This is a genomic window from Limosilactobacillus rudii (assembly GCF_014145455.1).
GTDB classification, from domain to species: Bacteria; Bacillota; Bacilli; order Lactobacillales; family Lactobacillaceae; genus Limosilactobacillus; species Limosilactobacillus rudii.
Window position 1 is genome coordinate 13,622 of the sequence record NZ_JACIVB010000049.1, and the last position, 19,250, is coordinate 32,871.

Sequence of the window (19,250 nt, forward strand, 5' to 3'; positions counted from 1 at the left end):
TATTCCAGAAATCAAAGCTTACCTAGATGCACATAAGATCTCTTATGCATCATCGGCAAGTAAGCCTGATTTATTAGCCTTAGTTAACCAAAAATAATAACGATAGGTGGTGGTATTTATGTCAATTAATTCATTGAAAGAAACAGTGTCAGATGACGAGTTACAAACGGTTAAAGCTTCTCTACGACTAGAACCAGATATGACAGATGATGACAAGTTAGTGAAAATGCTGATTAAAGCGGCACGGCGAGATGTAATCAGCCAAGTAGGAGAACGCATTAATGACTTTTTTGATAACAATGAAGTATTTAATGCTGCGGTTATTTTGGAGGTATCACACTTATACAATCATCGGAGTGCAACATCAGAACAGCAAACTTATGAAGTTCCAATGGCGCTATATTCTTTGATTAATTCAATGAAAGACGAATATCGCTACCGAATAATGAAAAGTGATGGACTTCTTAGTGATGATAGTTCTGATAGTGCAGATGCTGAAAGTAGTAATGAAAAGACAGCAAATTCCAATCAGACTTCGGAACTAGGGGATGAACATAATGGTTAAAAATTTAAATGTTGCTCGCATGCGATATCGACTTGAATTTGGTATTGATGAATCCACCGGAAAGAAAAATCCTAATACGGGTAAAGCAATTAAAGGCTTTAATCCACACTTTACAAGATATGCCGGGTTATGGACATTAAATGCTAATCAAGCAATCACATTGGCAGGAGCTAATATTAAAGAAGCTGTTGTGTTCTTTATTCGTCATGATTTACAAATAACAAGTAATTATAAAATCCGTAAAGGAGACGAAATCTTTATTATTGATAACATTTCTTACGATGATGGTCTGAGCACTGATGGATTTGATTTGATTACTTGTCATAGAGAGGTCGTTAAACATGGCTAACGATGGACTTATAAAAAATAATTTTGACCAGTTTTTGGAAAAGGCTGACAAAGGCTTTACATTATCTGATCGAAAAAAAGTTAATAAAGTTGGAGATAAGATTTACGAGAAAGCAATGATAGCTTTCTTAAAGGAACATGAACGTGATGTTGTGTACGAAAACGGTACTAAGCATTTAGCAGAAACACTTACTCATGAAATCAAAGAAGATGGGCATTATGAGATTGGCTTTTCTAAAAAGGGAAAGAAAGCTTATATTGCTCGTTTTCTAAACGATGGATGGAAACCACGGAACCAATATGGTGGACCTTATGGAACTGCACCAAAGGCAAAATATGCTGATTGGCATGACTTTATTGCCCGAATTGGTAAAGAACGTGATCAAGAAATGGGTAAGGAAATGGCTATTCGTGCTAGACAGATTATGGATGAGAAAGTAGGCAAATAGTATGACACCTACCGCAAAAATTATTGGTCTACTTAGTGGTAATGTAGATCAACTAAAAGATATTCTTATCGATAATATTTGTGCTTATAAAATTGATAATGAGAATGTTGATGATACTCATGCTATTCTTGTTGTTTCAGAAGATAACGATGGGCAGCGTGATGTTGGAAATGATACTATTCTTTCCACAATTAAACGTGTGTCAATAATGTTTTATTATCCAATTAATTTTGAAGGCGATATGGACTTAATTGAGAAATCAGTTGAGTCCTTTTTGTATGCTCATGGAATTAGACGATATCTAAATGCCGGGCATGTTATAACGCCTGACACAGAGAACATCACAAATACACTGAAATTTAATTACAAACAAGATGAAATAGAAGAGGAGGACGAATAAATGGCTAACATTGGTCTGAAAGGAGCCTATCTTGCGTTAAAAAATGAAGATGGATCTACCATTGTTGACGCAACAAAAGGCCTTTCTGCGACTGGTGTCTTTCCAATTGACACCAACAAAAACCACTTAAATTTAGGGCTTCAAACAGCTAACATTTCGGCATTATCTGGAACCCCAACAAAGATTAATGGTAATAACGAAGTGGTAGATATCTCTAATCCACCATCTTCACCAACTGTTGCTCTTACTGCTAACTTGATCAATCCAGAAGTTAAGCAAAAGATTCTTGGACGGGTAAAACTTAGTAATGGTGTCTGGGTTGACGGTGAACGACCAGTCTATTCAGGTTTGATTATTGTTACTCAATCACCAATTACTTTGGAAGATGTTTACTATTCATTTGGTATGGGTGTTTTCACTGAAACAACGCAAAATGTGCAGACTAACACTGATACTGCGGAAACCCGTGAAAGTGATACTCTAACATTTACCTCTATGGGATTTGTAGGGTTTAACGGTAAAAACTATGGCTTTGCTCGTGCAGGTCAAGATAGCTTTGATAAACAAAAACTATTTGACACGGTATTTCCTGGTCAGACTTTTGTCACTGCAAGCAAAGATGGTACGGCTGACCCATCATTACACGGCGGACAATCAGTTGATGTTCGTACCGATGGTGAAAAGAATGCCGGAGTGGGAAAATAGCTGCCCCACAACCAAGTGGGGAACCCACAGAAGTAATTAAACCAGATGGTAGTTCAACTACAGCCTAACTAGTAAAGACAGAGACGAGAAATTGTGAGACGTAAGTAAATACATACAAGGAGAAATAATAATATGGCAAAAACTGTAACTTTAAAAGCTGCTGATACTCTTGGTAAAGATTACACGATTATGGATTCTATGACCAATATTAAGAAAATTAATGCTGGTATCAAAGCAATCTATAAGCGTATCAATGAAGTGGATGATAAAAACGAAAATCCATTATTTGCTGACTACAATGAAGCGATTACCGATGAAGTAGTCAAACAAGTTGCTAAGCTTCTAGGATTAAATAAAGAAGATTCTAAGAAACTAGAAGAGATGTCCTATGGTGACCTATTTACTTTCTATTCAAATGCTGTTGAGAAATTTACAGGAATGGTAACTCCTAGTGTCCGTAAGATGCAAAAGCGTCAAGAACAAGTAATGGACGCATTAGGTAAGGAAGATGACCCAAAACAAAGTTCAGAAAATTAATTATTGATTTAGATAATTTAACTGAAGATATTGATTTTATGGCTCAGCAAGCCATGCAAAATGGTATATTACCTGGTGATTTTTATAAATCATCTTTTAGCGATATGATGGCTGCACAAAATGCCAAAGCAAGAAAAGATCGCCCACAGGACCCATTAACTTTAGTAGGTTCTGAGGCGTTCCTTTTTTAAAATCTTTAAGGAAAGGAGGAAAATAAATGGCTGTAATTGATGGGTATACATTTGCTGTTGATATGCAAGATCGCGGTGTTGTAACAACGCTTCGACAGATGAAGGCAGCAGCTAGTGCAATGAAAGCTGAAATGCGGACAGGCTTTGAAACCATTCGTCAAGGTGAAGGGTCCATATCTGCTTATAATTTTAAGATTGAACAATCTAAACGCCAGATTGAAAATTATAAGAATATGCAAAAAGAGCTTCGAGATGAACTTGATAAACTTTCAAAAGCTCGTGAGAAGCAAATTGCAGAAACTAAAAAGTATGCTGACACTAATTCTGACGAAGCTCAAAAAGTTCAACGAGCATTTGATGAGACCGAAAAGAAATATGCAAGTACGGTTCGTCAAATTGAGAACGCACAACATCAGATTAATAAGTTAACTCAAGGTATCGATGAGTCCCGGAAAAGTATTTTACAGTTTAATACTGGCCTTGCCCGAACAAGGACCGAAGCTCAAAGTGCTAAGTCTGTTATGGATAGTTATGTAAAGTCTGTTAATAGTCAAGGTAATGCTTTTCGAACAGGAAAAGCTCAGGTTGAATCTTACAAAATTCAGCATAAAGCTTTGATAAATCAATTCCGTGCAGAAGTAAGTGAAACTGATAGATTAAAGAGCAAAGTCGTAAGCCTACGAAATAGTTATTCACAACAAGAAGCTAAAGTTAACCAGACTATTCGTGAACATGGACGAGCTTCTAGTGAATACCGTAAGGAAGCTGCGTCTCTTGCCGGATTAGGCGAAAAGATTACTAATCTAAATTCTGATTACGCAAAGCAAATTACACAAGCGTTAAAAGTTCGAACGTCAATTAATGAAATTTCCCGAGCAGAACGTAGTGTAACTGATGGTGGAATTACTAGATTAAGTCGAGCTATGAATAATCTTGATGCTAATGCACGGCGCGCAACATCGCATACACGAGAATGGGCTCAATCAATTCGTGGTGGATTAATGACGGCTACGTTTGCGATGGCCCCATTTGGAATGGCAGTGGGTAAGTCTGTTCAAATGTCATCAGAATTGCAGGCACAATGGATCACTACTAAGAACTTATTAGTTACCGGTGGTGAAAAAGTTTCTGATGTTACTAAGACAGTTGGTCAAATGCAACGAGATGCTAGCAAGTATTCAAAAGAATATGGTTTCTCTCAAAAAGAAATCGCTGATCAATATACTGAACTAGTAAAGCGTGGATATACATCTGAATCAGCATTAGGATCAATGAAGTCAATGCTTGAAGCGGCACGTGCTTCTGGAGATGACTTTAATGATGTTGTTCAAAGCTCATCACAAGTTCTCGATGCCTTTGGACTACAAGGCAAAACTGCTGGAGAACAGATGAAAAATACCAGCCGTGTTGTTAACTCGATGGCATATTCAGCTGATATGACAGCAACCTCATTTAAGGATTTGGGATTAGCTATGAGTTATGTTTCGGCAAGTGCTAGTCAGGCTGGTTTTAGTGTTGAAGAAACGTCCGCTGCTATTGGTATTCTTTCTAATTCTGGTGTTGAAGCTTCCAAAGCTGGTACTGGATTACGTAAGGTTATTAATAGTATTCTTGCCCCAACGGATAATGCAGTAGCTCATCTTCAAAAAGTTGGCTTAAGCATTGATGACTTTAAGAAAAAAGATGGCTCTCTAAAGTCAATGTCAGATATTTTTAAGCTAATTAATGACCACACAAAAGACCTTGGCAAGGCTGAAAAAGGTGCTTTCTTTAAGGCTTTATTTGGAACAACTGGTCAACAGGCCGGTACCATCTTGGCTCAATCAATGGACAGTATGGCTAAAGGTAATAAGAATCTTGAAACCTTGACAGAAAATGTAAAAAAAGCTGAAAAGGGAAATGGATATGTCCATAAATTAGCCACTAAGAACATGCAATCAACCCAAATGGAAATGAAGAAGTTAAAAATGAATATCCAAGATATTGCAATTAATCTTGGAAATAAACTTCTTCCAGCTGTCAACGATGTAGCTAAAGCGATGAGTGATTGGGTTGGCTCAAAGGATGGACAAAAAGCCATCGGTGACTTTAGCGATAGTGTGTCTAGTGCTGGTCGAGCCATTGGTAAACATTCAAAATCAATTATTCAATTTATTGGTGGCTTTGTTGAAGGCTTATCTGGTGTTATAAGATATGGTGGAAAAGCAGCAGGCGCAATTTTGAATGTATATAGCGCATTCGGAAGAATTACTGGATTGTCAAAATCTAATAGCAATTTACCAAAATATATTGGTGAGGCAACTGGTGCTATTATCGGTATTGTTGGTGCGTTTAAGGTACTCAAAGGTACTATTAATGGAATGAGTGCTATTCGGCAAGATATTCGCACAATGTTTCACTTAGATGGTGTTGCTTCAGAGCAATCTAAAATTGATATTGAAAATAAAAAGTTACAAGAAAATATTAACCTTTGGAAACGCCACAATGAAGTATCTGGTGGTGATTCTAGTATAGGTAGTGATATAACAAATAACACTATTGAAAAGACAGATAAGAATGTTGAAAAAGCAAGATCACCAGTAGTAACTGCGTCTACTATCGAGGAAGAGTTACCTTCTCGTAGTGAGATGAGGCGAGCTGGAGAAAATCGTGGTAGTAACATTGCTAAAGGAATACGCGGGGGATTAGTACGTGGATTAAAGGGAATTGCTAATCTCGCAATAATAGCTCTAACAGGTGGTATGCTTGATTTTGACTTAGTTCTTGGAATTGGTAAAAGGATAGGTCAATGGTTACTAAAAGGGTTTAAACTCGGATGGAAGCTTGGAAAATGGATAACTAAACCTTTTGCTCGAATGATTGATACTAATGTTGTTCGATCAATGTTTGGATTTAAACCTAAAGATATTGAATCACAAGGGCAAAAAGTTACAAAATCATTTTCTAATGGTGTAAAAAGAAGTTTTAATTCTTCTAAATTTGATACCTTAAAGTCAATGTTTGGCTTTTCAACAAAGCGAGTAACACAACAAGGTATTAGAACTGGAAAAGATTTTGCAACAGGAATGAACAAATCAGTTAAGAATTCTCAAAATAAGTTTTCAATAAAGAGCTTATTTAAGAGTTCAGGGAAGCACGCAGCTCAAAGCGGGAAAAATGTTGGAAAATCATTTGTAGAGAGTGCAAGTAAGGCAATTGAAAAATCGCCAAAGAAAACTTCTTTTGCTAATTTATTTAAAGGCTCTGGTAAACATGCAGCAGCTAGTGGGGTAAAAGCAGGAGCATCTTTTGTAGAAAACGCCGGCAAAAGTGCAACAAGGAGCAGTAAACTCTTAACGTATGGAAAAACTCTAGGAAGTAAAATGGGTGGTGCTGCTACAGTTGCATTTGGCGCAATTGATTTATTACAAGCACTAACCACAAGTAATCATAAAAACCGTGCAAAAAAAGTTGGTGAGTCCCTAGGATCGACAGCAGGTGCAGCGGGTGGAATGGCAATTGGCGCTACTTTAGGAAGTGCTGTTCCAGGAATCGGTACAGTTATCGGTGGAACTTTAGGAAGCATAATTGGTGGAGTTGCTGGTGGTCACATTGGAAAATCACTTGGCAAAGCATGGCCACAAATCAAAAAAGGTGCTTCCAAAGTTGCTAAAGGTATCGGCAAATTATTTGAAGCGCCGTTTAAATGGGCTTATGGTCAAGGTCAAAAATTTGGAAAGTGGCTGAACAAGCAATTTGGTTCTAAGAAGGGTAAAGGCCTAGGTACCGGTAATTATTCTGCTAAAGATCGCCAATTAGTTAAACAAATGACAAACGCTGTCAATGGATACACACGGGCATTAAGGTCTTTGCAGAAAGTTAAAATGAAGAATTATTTTAGTGAAATGTCTAAGAACATTCGCAAGTCCAAACTAACTAAAGAACTTTCAAACTTAGACAAGAGTGCTCGTCGGTCTGTACATGATTGGAAGAACCTCTCAAAGCCAATTAAAACAGTTGCGTTTTCGCTACGACTTCTTCAAAAATCAATTAAGGGATTAGCTGGTAAAAAGAATGGTTTAATTACGGTTGATAGGGATGTACGAAGTCTTTATCGGACTATTCGCAAAAATCCTTTTGGGAAACTTATTGCACAACAAGCTAACATCGCTAATAAAGCAATGAGTGGTAAAAAATCTGGCTTTGTCAATGAATTTAACCGTGAAACCCGTTCAATGGATAGAGCATTACGTTCATTTAAGAGGGAATTTAATCGTGATTGGAAGAGTACTTGGTCAGGCTTAGACCGTCCTGTCAGTCGTAACCTAAGCTCTGCTAACCGATCAGTTGACCGTTATTTAGATGACGTTCAAAGTACACGTGCTAAATTCAGTAGTTCTTTTCTTAAGGGATGGAATAGTTGGATTAATGACGTGACTAGTAATTTTCGTAAAGGGTTTAACAAACTACCAGGTTATGCTCAATCGTCAATGAAAGATATCATAAGTCGGTTAAATAAAGGAATTAGTGGTATTAATTCGACCATTAGTAATTTTGGCGGTGATAAGAAATTATCAACTATTTCTTATGCTAATGGTACGATGAATGGTCATCCTGGTGGGCATATGCTAGTTAATGATTCGGTTCGTCCACATTGGAAAGAACTTGTCTTATTTCCGAATGGTCAAGCTATGTTACCCCAACATCGAAATACGCTTATTCCAAACGCACCACGTGGTACCCAAGTATTAAGTGGTGAAAGTACTTATAAATTTATGAATTCGATCGGAGTTCATAAATACGCTAATGGTACTTTATCTGAATCAGAAATGAACAAGCTATCTGAACAATTTGATAAACACCCTGAACAAGCCGCAAAGACTTTAGTTCTAAAATTAACTAATTGGAATTCAAAAATACCGCTTGTTGCCGATTTAGGTCCTGCTACTGCTATTGCATTTGCTCGTGGAATTTCCAACGTTTTAAAAGAACAGCTTTCAGAGCCAGCAAATCCAGGTGGTGCTGGCGTTGCACGTTGGCGCCCATATATTATTCGTGCTTTTCATGAATTAGGTCTTGAAGCGGCTGAATGGAAAGTTAATAAACTGTTGAAACAGATTCAAACTGAATCAAATGGTAATCCAACAATTCCACAGCAAATTCACGACAAAAACTCTGGTGGCAATGAATCATTTGGACTATTGCAATTTGCTGCAAGTACATGGGCTGCTGACGCCTTGCCACGCCATAAGAATAAGGCTAGCGGTTATGATCAAATCATTACTGCTATTCATGTTCTCGAAAACGGCGGTGAAGGAGGCTGGGGCAATGTTGGTAACGGTCATGGATGGGCATGGGGTGGCTTTGTAAACCGCCAGGGTCTATATCCAATTGCTGAGGGTAATAAACTTGAGTCAATTATTCCAATGGATCTCAATAAACGTCCACGTGCTTTACACCTTATCGATCAAACTCTTGATAAGATGGAAAACGATGGTGGCGGAACTGGGGGATTGCGTAGTCGCAACTCACAAGCAACCCAAAATTCTGAAACCACTACTTATCTTAAACAAGCAGTAACTATTTTGGCTCAAATTGCTGGACTTAATAAACAGCAAATTGATGCTATCTTAGCTAATGGAAAGAATGATAATATTGTATCGCGGCGAAAACGAGCACAATTCTATAACGATTACGGTAAAGATCAAAAACTAAATGATTATATGAGTTATTAGGAGGTGAATTGTCTATGCAGAATCCACAACTATATTTAAAAATTGGTGACCAACCGGAATTCAATATTGCTGATAAGGTTCAAGGATTACGTTACTTAGGAGATAATTCAACTCCAGTAATTAATAATTCTTTTCTTGATGTAGCGGGGGTAGACGGAAGTAAACTTCAATACTCTACTTTTTCAAGATATCAAATAGCTGCTAACTTTTTCCTACGATTTACTGATTGGCAGGATTTCAAGCTAGCTAAACACCAATTCTATCGATTGTTTGGCCAACGCAAATTAATACGAATGCGAACGGACGTGGAATCTTCCATAGTCCGTTTTGTTTACCCGAATTTACCTGAGATTAAACCCAGTCAAGATTATGCTCATGATGCTTTGTTTACAATGAACTTTGATAATCCATCTGGATATCGCTACTCTCTATACCGTAGTAATTCTTTATATAATTTTGAATCTGGCATTAATCAATTTGGTGAATTAGGATTAGACCATGCGCCTAATTATCATTTCACTACAAATAACTTCCAAGTATTTAATCCAAGCGATATTGCTATTGATCCTTATGGTCAAAAGCATGATTTACAAGTTGTTTGTCATTTTAATGGTAATTCAATGAAAATTATCAATTCTACTAATAGTAGTGAATGGGAATATAAAAAACCATCAAATGGATCAGAAAACATAATTCTTAATGGAATTAATACGACTCTTAATGGTCAACCCGCTAGTGCTAATACTGACTACGGTAATCTAATCCTAAATACTGGCTGGAATGATATTGCTGTTACCGGTGCAAACAGTGTAGATATTACTTTCAGTTTTCCTTTTATTTATCTATGAGACCTGGACTTACCCAAAAAATCACAGTAAGAGGACAAGGACGCACCGAAGTTGAGCCTCTTAATTGTGTCGATCCAGATAGTTTCTATATTACATGGGAAATTAATTCTACTTGGAGCTTACAGTTTACGGCTTATCAAGATGGTTCTTTAGGCTATTCAATGTTGGATAGTCAAGCTTCCGTCTTTTTTGATGGGCAAGAATATATTATTAAGCAAGCTGAACCAGATGCAAATTCTGGGCAGAACTCGTTAGATATAGTTGCTACTCATGTTTATTTTGAAATTGGACGTATTCGTAAATACAAAACTTATGTTGATCCTCAAGATAATGATAAGCAAACAGATGTGAGGGTTAATGGTGGAACTCAAATAGATAACGATGATAGTAGTGATGATACTGATCCTAATGCGCAAAAAACTTCATCGCAGTCAAAAAATGGTGATACCACTACAACAACTACAGTAACTAAGACAGACGAGACAAAAGAAGACTCTGATGAAAATCAAATATCTTATAAGATCGAAGATGTTTTGAAATATTGGTTGGATGGCAATACACTAGGCTTTTCATATCAAGTTATTGGTAATTTTCCATCGTCACGGATTGAACAGTTATCTGATGGTAGTGGGACTGATATGCTTAGTAAAATTACTGAGCATTGGCCTAATGCAGTTATTTATCCTGACAATAAAGTAATTAGAGTTTATTCCCAAGATCAATTTAATAAAGATTATGGAAATAGGTTAGATTACTTGTATAACACTACTGAATTCAAGTGGACTTTTGATTCTACTAGCTTAACAAATGAAGTTATGTGCATAGGTGGAAAGTATTCGATTGAAACAGAAGTTGACACGGATACGGGCAGCGATGATCAAGCTACGAGCATTACTAAAAATGCTCAGGGTGTTATTGACGATGCGCGGTCATATCTAGGAATTCCTTATGTATACGGGGGAGCAGGTGGAGCACGAGGGGGCAATCCACGAAATGGAATGGATTGTTCTTCTTATGTATCTCAGGTATATCAAGACTTTGGTATTCATATTCCAGCTCAAACCGTAGCAATGGAACCATATTTTCATGAAGTTAGTTCTCCTCAGACCGGGGATGTTGGTTTCTATGGAGCTCATGGGAATTCTTATCATATTTGTTTGTTTTTAGATGCTAATACTATTATTTTTGAACCGCAACCCGGTGAAGTATGTAAAGAGGAACCAGCTAGTTGGTTTTATCCAAGCTGGGTCGCTCGCAATGATCAAATGTCAAGTATCGTTGGTAGTGGCGGGTCAGCAGGAGGAAGCGATAATCAAAGCAGCAGTACCTCTTCTTCCATTGAGTATTATTATTTTGCTCCTTTCATGTATCGTGATGAAGAGTCAATAAAAAAGTACGGTGAATTTCCGGCAGAGCCAATTGAAGATGGTCGCTTTAGTGATAAAAATGCAATGATCGAATATGCAAAGACAAAAATTCAACCTAATCCAGCATTATCCGTTGAAGTAACTACTTATACAAGTTTTAAACCAATAGCTGGCGATATGATTCACATTATGGTAAGAGATCAACAAATTTCTACAAATGAAGCTGTTGTAGGTTTTAATTGGTATCCCTTTAGTGCAAGTAATCCAACATCCGTAACATTAAACACAAATACTCAAAATATTCTAGATTATCAGAATGCACGCAATAGGAGTTTAATTGAAGCTATTAATTCAATTAAACAATCACCAAGTTATCCAGATCAATCAACAAACATTCTTACTATTACAAGAGAGGAGGCAAACCGAATTGAGCAATACGTCGAACAGCAAAACAAGCAAAATCAACAAGAAGAGAACAGTTAAAGTTATTGTTGGAGAGATTGGGCGAGATACTAAAACAGGTATTTTAGGGCGTGGTTACTCTTACGATAACGGTGCCACTTTTCATGTAACAGATACAATGTTTGGGCGACTTTATGATAAAGGTGATATAGAGTCGATCTGGAACAACGGAGCCGGTCACAAAGTTGCTGATGAAATAAAAGCTGCTACGGCTGACTTACCTGAAATAAGGAAGCAAGCCGATAGTGCTGTTAAGTTTGCCGAGTCTGCTATTGCTGCAAGTAAAGTTAATAGCGATGCACAAGTTGCGATGGATAGTGCTATTGCTGAAGCTAAGGCTACTGCTAATAGTGCATTGAGTGATGTACAACAAGCAATGGCTAATGCTTCTAGTGATGCCGCACAGATTAGGCAATCCGTTGTTGATGTTCAGAATGAGGTCAATACGGCTAAGAGTGCTAATGAATCATCAGTTAATCAGTTGAAGTCTGAAATTGCAGACGCTCAAAAGCACTTGGCAACCGTTAACGACCAGCTTAATCAAGCCCAGTCGGCAGTGGCTAATACGCAAGCACAAATCAATAGTAATGTTGCTCAGATTGAGTCTGAAATAGCGGCTAACCGTACTAACGTGCAACAAGCCTTGAATGCTAATTCAACAGTTGCTACCCAGTTAGATGTCTATACTAAACAGGCGCAAGAACAGGGTAAGACAATTAAAACCATTCTGAATACTCAGGATGGTTTTTCTACTGCTATTGCGGATGTTAAAGGCAATGTGACTAAGGTTACTGATGCAGTTACCGGCTTAACGGCAAGCCTCAAAGATACGCAGAATAATGTTGCAACTATGCAAGTTCAAGCGGATAAGCTATCAGGTATCTTATCTGATAACAAGAAGAATGTAGACAAATTGCTATTAACGGCAACGAAGTTGAGCAATTCAATTAGTGATGCGCAAGGACGACTAAGTACGATTGAACAAACCTCCAGCGAACAGGCAACGACTTTATCCGATTTGCAAGGAAATCTGTCGCAGGTCAAACAGACAGCTGACAGTGTTACTAAGACGTTGAAAGACGCACAAGGAAACATTGAGCAGTTACAGACAACGGCTAAGGGGACGACTGAACAAATCAGCAACCTTAAAGGTGACGTTGTAAGTCTGCAAAAGGATGTCAAAGGTATTAAGCTGACGATTGCTGACCACGATAAAAACATTCACACTCTGCAAGCGGACAGCAAGTCTCTACAAGACGACATGCGCGACGCTAAGGGTAATATTTCATCGTTGCAGAAAACAGCAACTTCATTAGACAGTGAGTTCAAAGACCATGACGGTCGACTAAGCAAGGTTGAACAGACGGCTACTGAACATACTAGTGAACTAGCTGATAACAAGAACAACATTGATAAAGTTTCGCAAAAAGCAGATAGCTTGCAACTGTTGCTTGGCAATGCTCAGAATGACATCAATAACATTAGAGTAACTGCTAATGGACTCAATGCTCGTTTAACGACACAAGGTAATGATATTCAACAGATTAAAGCGAATGCTTCGGGATTTAGCACCCGTTTAGCAGGCGTTGAGAAGTCCGGTAGTGAGTTAGCTAGTCGATTGAATGGACTAAAAGTAGGAACAAGTAATCTACTACATGATTCTGATACGTTCTCAAGCTGGTACAAGGGACCATCAATTAGCATCTCAACAGATAAGTACCTCAATGGAGCAATTGCCGTTCTAAAGAATACTGGTTCTGGTGGTGACTCACTAAATGCCCAATTAGATGGACCATATGATAACCAGCCTGTCACTTGGACGGTATATGCCAGAGCTGATAACGCTGGAGATAAACTTCACACTGAGCTGTGGGGCGGAGGCGGTATTACCGACCAAGCTTTGACTACTGATTGGCAAGTTTATAAGTTTACTGGGAAACGTGATACTAGAAATCACAGCTTTTATCTATGGGGCTGTCAAGGCAATAAAGGGAATGTTTATGCGGTCTTACCGTTTGCCGTAGTAGGGAACATAATTGGTAATTGGGCACCAAACGCTAGTGATATTGCAGACAAAATTACCACTAACTCGCTGGATATTAATGCTACGAAGAAGATGTTAGAGGTCAAAGCTGACCAAACAACGGTTAACAATCTAACTGGTCAACTTCAACAAGAGCAGGCTCAGCGAAAGATATTAGCTGACCAGATTAATCAGAAAGTATCGTCAACTGAATATCAGACGTTGAAGGATAAGGTTAATGGGTTAAAGGTTGGCGGACGGAATCTATTGATTGGAACTAGTGAAAACGAAGTATCAGGTAAGGCTTATGCATTTGCCGATTATCAAATTTCAGGTGGCTTACAACCTAATAAAACCTATACATTATCCGGATGGGCCCGAGTTGACCAAGATTCACTTAATCATCATCAAAATGTATTTATTGATGCGTATTCTGAGGATTGGTCGTGGTCAGTCAGCTTAAATGTTAACAGTTCTTTAACGGATCAATATAATAAAATTACGTTCACCACCCCGAGTGGAAAAATTTTTCACCCATCTGTAACTGTGTATCTTGCTCATCCAGATGGCGGAAACAATGAAAATAACAATGATGTGATTTCTGGTATGGCTTTTATTAAAAAATTAAAGCTTGAAGAAGGAAATATCGATACAGACTATACCCACGCTCCCGAAGATACTATTGCCTCAATCAAGAAGAACTCAACCGCCATTGATGAAAACAGTAAGCTTATTAGTCTTAAAGCTAATCAAACAGACGTCAATAACATTAAAGGCACCGCTGAACAATTAAACGCTCGGCTTAATATTATGGCTGGAGAGGTCAAGTCAAAGGTTGATGAGACACGAGTTAACGGCTTAATTGATGCGCGTGGATATGCAACAAGTTCAACCGTGCAGAACTTGATTAGTCAAAAAGCGGGACAATTGAGCGAGTCGATAACTAACCTCGAAACTAAGTTTAATTCATCATCAAGTATTAATCTTGCTGAAAGGACTAATCAAGGGACTGCAAATTGGATGTGTGACCCTGGTACTGGTGCAACTAACTTAACTGAAATTAATATTAATGGAGTACGAGGAGTTCGATTTAACAATACCCGTAAAACTACAACTTGGTGGGTAGCAAAGTATGCACTTAACCTTAATAATTTTGAACCTAATACTGACTATGTAATTAGTTTTGATGTGCGAACTTCTCAAACTATCAATGCAAGTGGAACTTTGAACATCGCGGGTGGGGATAGCCTGCATGGATATTTCACTAATGGTGGTTTCAATCAGCACTTTAACGCTAATCAAATTACGCATGTTAGTGTTGTTAGACACACTAATGGTAATTTAGATAAATTAAATAGTGAAAGTTTTTATTTTAATATTTGGAATCTAGGTCAATGCGATTGGGTTGATTTTGTTAATTTTAAGATTGCTCGCGGTACGATTGATAAAGGCTATTCTCCTGCTCCTAGTGATAACGCTACAGTAACTCAAGTTCAGAGCGTTCAAGCCTCTATCGACGGCTTGCAGTCTAACGTTACTAACTACAAGAATGATACAAATTCCAAGTACACACAGCTATCAGGCTTGATGCAGTCAAAGGTTAATCAAGGCGATTTATCTTCTGTTAGAACTCAGTTAGCTAATGCGATTAATGACCGTGTTGGTAAAGGCGAGTTGTTATCGCAAATTAACTTAACTGCTGGAAATACATTAATTCAGTCGAATAAGCTGTACCTTGATGCATCATCGGTTGTCTTTTCAGGACGTGCCTTTATCCCAAGTGCCGCAATTTCAGAACTCGATGCTGATAAGTTGACATTCTATGGTAATGGCTCACGAGCTACTATCGGTGCTAGTGTTGCTCAATATGACCAAGATAAGCTTAAAAGCACGATTAATCTGCAGTATCAGGGTGGTTTTGAAATCCACTCATCAAACAATCTTGGTTCTATCTTAACCATGCACGATGATACTGTGCGACTAGCTTCTAAATCTCAGGTATATGGGCCGGGTTCTGGTCATCCTCTTAATCAACAATATTCAGGCTTTTGGGCAAGCAAGAATTATGCATTAATGAACGCAGTTGACAGCGAAGGCAAGACAACTGGTTGGACAATTGGGCCAAGCAATAGTCAAGGCTACCGAGCTTATTTGTATGATAGTTCAAGCACAACGCAGCCAACGCATGGCGTCGGTATTGGAACCAGTTCTCGCTTCGATGTTTATGCTGGAAATTCAAATATATTCTTGGGACCTGATAAGGCAGAATTACGTGGTAGTGACTATGCTACGGTTCATGGAAACGATCATACCTTTATTGAAGGTGGGAACCAACAAATCTATATGCATAATGGCGAGGTTAATATCGGTAATCCTAATGACACTGGTAATGCAACTGGAGTTCACCTTCGAGTCTTTGGCTGGGCTTCTTATAACGGTTATGTTGAAGCAATGGGTTGGACAACTAAATCAACTCTTTCAAGTAAGACGAGAATTGAACCGCTTGATACCAAGAATGCGTTGGATAAGATTATTCAAACTGATTTGACTACTTACCAATATAAGGCAGAGGTGGCGCAAGGTATGACTAAGCGCCATGCTGGACCAATCATTGATGATATCCATGATGTGGCAAAATACTATACACCGGACGAATTCATAAACGAACAGCGTTCAGGACGTTCTGATGCAGATGTAATTGGCTACCTAATGGGAGCCGTTCAAGAATTGAAGAAACAATTAGATAAAGTAAAGGAGAAAATTTAATTATGAATAATGAAGAATTAGTACAAACTGCACGAGAACTAGCAGCACGACTTTCAAATGCCGAGATTGACCGAGCTAGCTTTAAGGCACAGGCAATTGAATTAACAAATGAAAATGACCAATTAAAGAAACAAATTGAAGAACTAAAAGCTAAGTTGCCAAAGGAAGACGACAAGAAAACAGATAGTCAATCACAAACTGATAAGCCAGAAACAAAGCAAGACCCACAAGCTAATAAGTAAGCTGTGGGCCTTTTTAGTACAGATATTTAGGAGGTAATTATTATGGCTGAATTACAAGCAAATCAATTCACTTACAATTTTGATACTTCAACTGGCAAATTCTTAAACTTTCAAGTAACTCTTGCTGGTAATCCATCTGATGGTGAGTATCTAAATAACCAAATTCGTGTTCACGAAAACGAACTCGGCGAGGGTAAGAATTATACCAATGTCACGATGAATGACGTTGTTGAAATTGCCCGGAAGAAGTTAGCTGATTATGTTGCAGTTAAAGACACAGCAACCACACAAGCTAATAACCAATAGGAAGTGATTTAATGGCTAAGCTGTTATGCTTTGGTGATTCGATTATGTGGGGTGTAACCGGCTTCGATGCTGCACACCCACGAGCCGACCCGCCAATTCCAGTTAAGATTGGTCAAATATTAGGCGTTGAAGTTAATAATCAAGCGGTTAGTGCTACCTCTGTTAATGATGGTGATAAGTCGCTTGTGTCGTTGTTACCAACTGTTAATCTGGCTGACTATGACTATATTCTATTGGGCTATGGAGCCAATGATTGGGGCCTTAACCGTGAAAGTTTAGACGCCTTAAAAGCTGGGTTGTCAATGTTCAGCTCTATGTATCAAGTATCAGGTAGTCACGCTTATGTATTAGTTGATTTGATGATTGAATCATTCATTAATAATGCGACTAGCCTTGATAGTCCTAACCAACTCGGGATTACGCAAAATCAAGTTATGGACGTGTTCAAGGACTGGGCTATTGACCATCAGTATCACTATTACGATTGGCGAGAAGACCCGCTGGTTACGCCAAGCAATTACAAGTCGTTACTTGGTGACGGTTGCTTACACCCGAATTTTGATACACAGATGAAAATGGCTCAGCGTTTAGCTGACTATATTAAATCTACGGCTGGTAACATTCCACCTAAGCCAGATAATCCTAGTCAACCAGATAAGCCAAGTAACCCAGATACACCGATAGTCAATCCAATACCACCTGACGATCACCCAGATAAACCAGTTGAACCAGATAAGCCGGTTGTTAAAACAATTGATGAGCTTAAAATCGACCGCTTAACCGATTTATTCGGAATTGGAACTAATATGAGTAACGGGGTTGACCGGACGCTCAACAAGATTAATGAGCTTTATAGTAATCTTGAACAAATTATGGGAACGGATAAGAAGCAGGTTAAAGCGACACTGACTGCACCCGGTAATAGTCTTAGCCGTCCATTACGCAACTATGTGTTGATGAGCTTCTTTAATCTGGAAACAGCAGTTAATGAAGTAATCCAATTGTGTAATCAGAACTGGATTGTTAATCCACAAACGGGTGAGAGTACACCGCTGTTAACTTTACAAAGGCCAGACCGATTAACTACTGATACCAATTATCAGCAAGCAATCAATGATAACTGGCAAGCAATTGAAGAGGTCTTAAATAAATTAATTCAGTATCTTAACCAAGTACTAAAAGGAGAGTGAGAGAATGGCAGAAACAATTGATGAGGCTTACCGTAACGGGCGAGTAGTCCTTGATGTGACGATGTCTTCTGATAAAGTAATCCGAATCGATGAAATGAATGGTCACCAAGGCGATAATGGCCGAGTGGTTAAATTTGTAATGATCGGTCAACAAGGACGACCATTTAATATGCAGAATCGTAGTCTTGACCTTGTCGGCGTTGATAGCGCTGGTAAAACAAAGATTAGCGGTAACACCATGAACATAATTAGCCCGTCATTAGGAAAGCTAGACTTTACAATTCCTGGAGCTTTCTATCAGCGAGTTGGTGATTATGACCGAGCTTACTTCCGTATTAAGGATAATAACGACCAAGTCATTTCTACAATTAATGTAATGTTTAGCGTCATTCAAGGCGTGGGCTATATGACACAAGGCGATTCACAAATCTTTGACGGCAATGTTGAAAACAACATGGCCCGAATTGAGCAAAAGGTTGCGAACTTTACCAAAGAACTATATGGAATGTTAGACGGTACTAATAGCGCTGCTAAGATTGCCCGTGAATCCTTGAATGCGGTTCTATCTTCCATTCAAGCTAATCAGGTTGCGACTAAGGGTGGTAATAATGTCTTCACTGGTCAGAACACCTTTCACGGAACAACACAGATTGATAAGCTAAGTGGTAATGCGCTTCAACCGGCCTATGATTATGCGAACAACGCAATTAATGCAGCTAAGGCTAGCTTGGCAGATAATGAATCCGGTAAGCAGTACGAATACAAAGCATGGGGAGTCAATGGATGTCGTGCGCATAACGATGTGAGATGTACGCTAATCAAGTTCAATAAGTATGTTGGTTACTGTAAGCTTGAAGGGACGTTTGACTTTCCAGCAATGAAGCCTTATGAAAGTCGGGAAGTAATCAATGTTGACCAAGCGGCAATGAACGGCGGTATTTATGCCTTCCCTCGCTTAACACCGCAGAACGAAAATAACGTCTTGATGTTTGAATATAATACTGGAGACAGTGGCCATATCTGGATGCACCACCAATCAAATAGTTATGACGCAACTAAACCTGATTCGGAATATATCCAGATTGGTTGGTTCTGTTCTTGGCGATAAAACTGATATAATTAATTCAACAATTAAAG

Annotated in this window: 16 protein-coding genes; all 16 read left to right on the plus strand. The window is 38.5% G+C overall.

What is annotated here, in order from left to right; all coding sequences use genetic code 11:
- Positions 1–10: 10 nt before the first annotated feature.
- Positions 11–97, plus strand: a complete 87-nt coding sequence (locus H5S39_RS11490; RefSeq protein ID WP_310735858.1) for a HeH/LEM domain-containing protein — start codon at positions 11–13, stop codon at positions 95–97.
- Positions 98–118: 21 nt separating this feature from the next.
- The gene (locus H5S39_RS04225; RefSeq protein WP_182595805.1) at positions 119–565 is read left to right on the plus strand and encodes a head-tail connector protein; all 447 of its coding nucleotides are present in this window, start codon (positions 119–121) and stop codon (positions 563–565) included.
- Positions 558–914, plus strand: coding sequence for a phage head closure protein (locus tag H5S39_RS04230; protein WP_182595804.1), 357 nt, complete (start codon positions 558–560; stop codon positions 912–914). The genes H5S39_RS04225 and H5S39_RS04230 overlap by 8 nt, the downstream gene beginning before the upstream one ends.
- Positions 907–1,362, plus strand: coding sequence for a hypothetical protein (locus H5S39_RS04235; protein WP_182595803.1), 456 nt, complete (start codon positions 907–909; stop codon positions 1,360–1,362). The genes H5S39_RS04230 and H5S39_RS04235 overlap by 8 nt, the downstream gene beginning before the upstream one ends.
- 1 nt (position 1,363) lies before the next feature.
- The gene (locus H5S39_RS04240; protein WP_182595802.1) at positions 1,364–1,762 is read left to right on the plus strand and encodes a DUF806 family protein; all 399 of its coding nucleotides are present in this window, start codon (positions 1,364–1,366) and stop codon (positions 1,760–1,762) included.
- Positions 1,763–2,467 carry a phage tail protein gene (locus H5S39_RS04245; protein ID WP_182595801.1) on the plus strand — a complete coding sequence of 235 codons (705 nt, stop codon included), beginning with the start codon at positions 1,763–1,765 and terminating at the stop codon, positions 2,465–2,467.
- 132 nt (positions 2,468–2,599) lie between these two features.
- Positions 2,600–3,004, plus strand: a complete 405-nt coding sequence (locus tag H5S39_RS04250) for a hypothetical protein (RefSeq protein WP_182595800.1) — start codon at positions 2,600–2,602, stop codon at positions 3,002–3,004.
- Positions 3,005–3,042: 38 nt separating this feature from the next.
- Positions 3,043–3,195, plus strand: coding sequence for a hypothetical protein (locus tag H5S39_RS04255; protein WP_182595799.1), 153 nt, complete (start codon positions 3,043–3,045; stop codon positions 3,193–3,195).
- A gap of 26 nt (positions 3,196–3,221) precedes the next feature.
- On the plus strand, positions 3,222–8,909 hold the full coding sequence (locus H5S39_RS04260; protein ID WP_182595798.1) for a phage tail tape measure protein: 5,688 nt from the start codon (positions 3,222–3,224) through the stop codon (positions 8,907–8,909).
- 14 nt (positions 8,910–8,923) lie between these two features.
- Entirely contained in the window at positions 8,924–9,757 is an 834-nt protein-coding gene (locus tag H5S39_RS04265; RefSeq protein ID WP_182595797.1) for a phage tail domain-containing protein, read from the plus strand.
- Positions 9,754–11,607 carry a phage tail protein gene (locus H5S39_RS04270; RefSeq protein ID WP_182595796.1) on the plus strand — a complete coding sequence of 618 codons (1,854 nt, stop codon included), beginning with the start codon at positions 9,754–9,756 and terminating at the stop codon, positions 11,605–11,607. The genes H5S39_RS04265 and H5S39_RS04270 overlap by 4 nt, the downstream gene beginning before the upstream one ends.
- Positions 11,552–16,375 (plus strand): tail fiber domain-containing protein, encoded by a 4,824-nt coding sequence (locus H5S39_RS11570; protein ID WP_233446416.1) that lies wholly within the window; start codon positions 11,552–11,554, stop codon positions 16,373–16,375. Before H5S39_RS04270 ends, H5S39_RS11570 begins: the two co-directional genes overlap by 56 nt.
- 2 nt (positions 16,376–16,377) lie before the next feature.
- On the plus strand, positions 16,378–16,617 hold the full coding sequence (locus H5S39_RS04280; RefSeq protein ID WP_220477050.1) for a hypothetical protein: 240 nt from the start codon (positions 16,378–16,380) through the stop codon (positions 16,615–16,617).
- Between the two features lie 42 nt (positions 16,618–16,659).
- A complete protein-coding gene (locus H5S39_RS04285; protein WP_182595795.1) occupies positions 16,660–16,923 on the plus strand; it encodes a hypothetical protein in 264 nt (87 codons plus the stop codon).
- An 11-nt stretch (positions 16,924–16,934) separates the two neighbouring features.
- Positions 16,935–18,113 carry an SGNH/GDSL hydrolase family protein gene (locus H5S39_RS11695; RefSeq protein ID WP_182595794.1) on the plus strand — a complete coding sequence of 393 codons (1,179 nt, stop codon included), beginning with the start codon at positions 16,935–16,937 and terminating at the stop codon, positions 18,111–18,113.
- Positions 18,114–18,117: 4 nt separating this feature from the next.
- Complete coding sequence (locus H5S39_RS04295) at positions 18,118–19,221, plus strand: BppU family phage baseplate upper protein (protein WP_182595793.1); 1,104 nt, start codon at positions 18,118–18,120, stop codon at positions 19,219–19,221.
- The last annotated feature ends 29 nt before the right edge of the window (positions 19,222–19,250 follow it).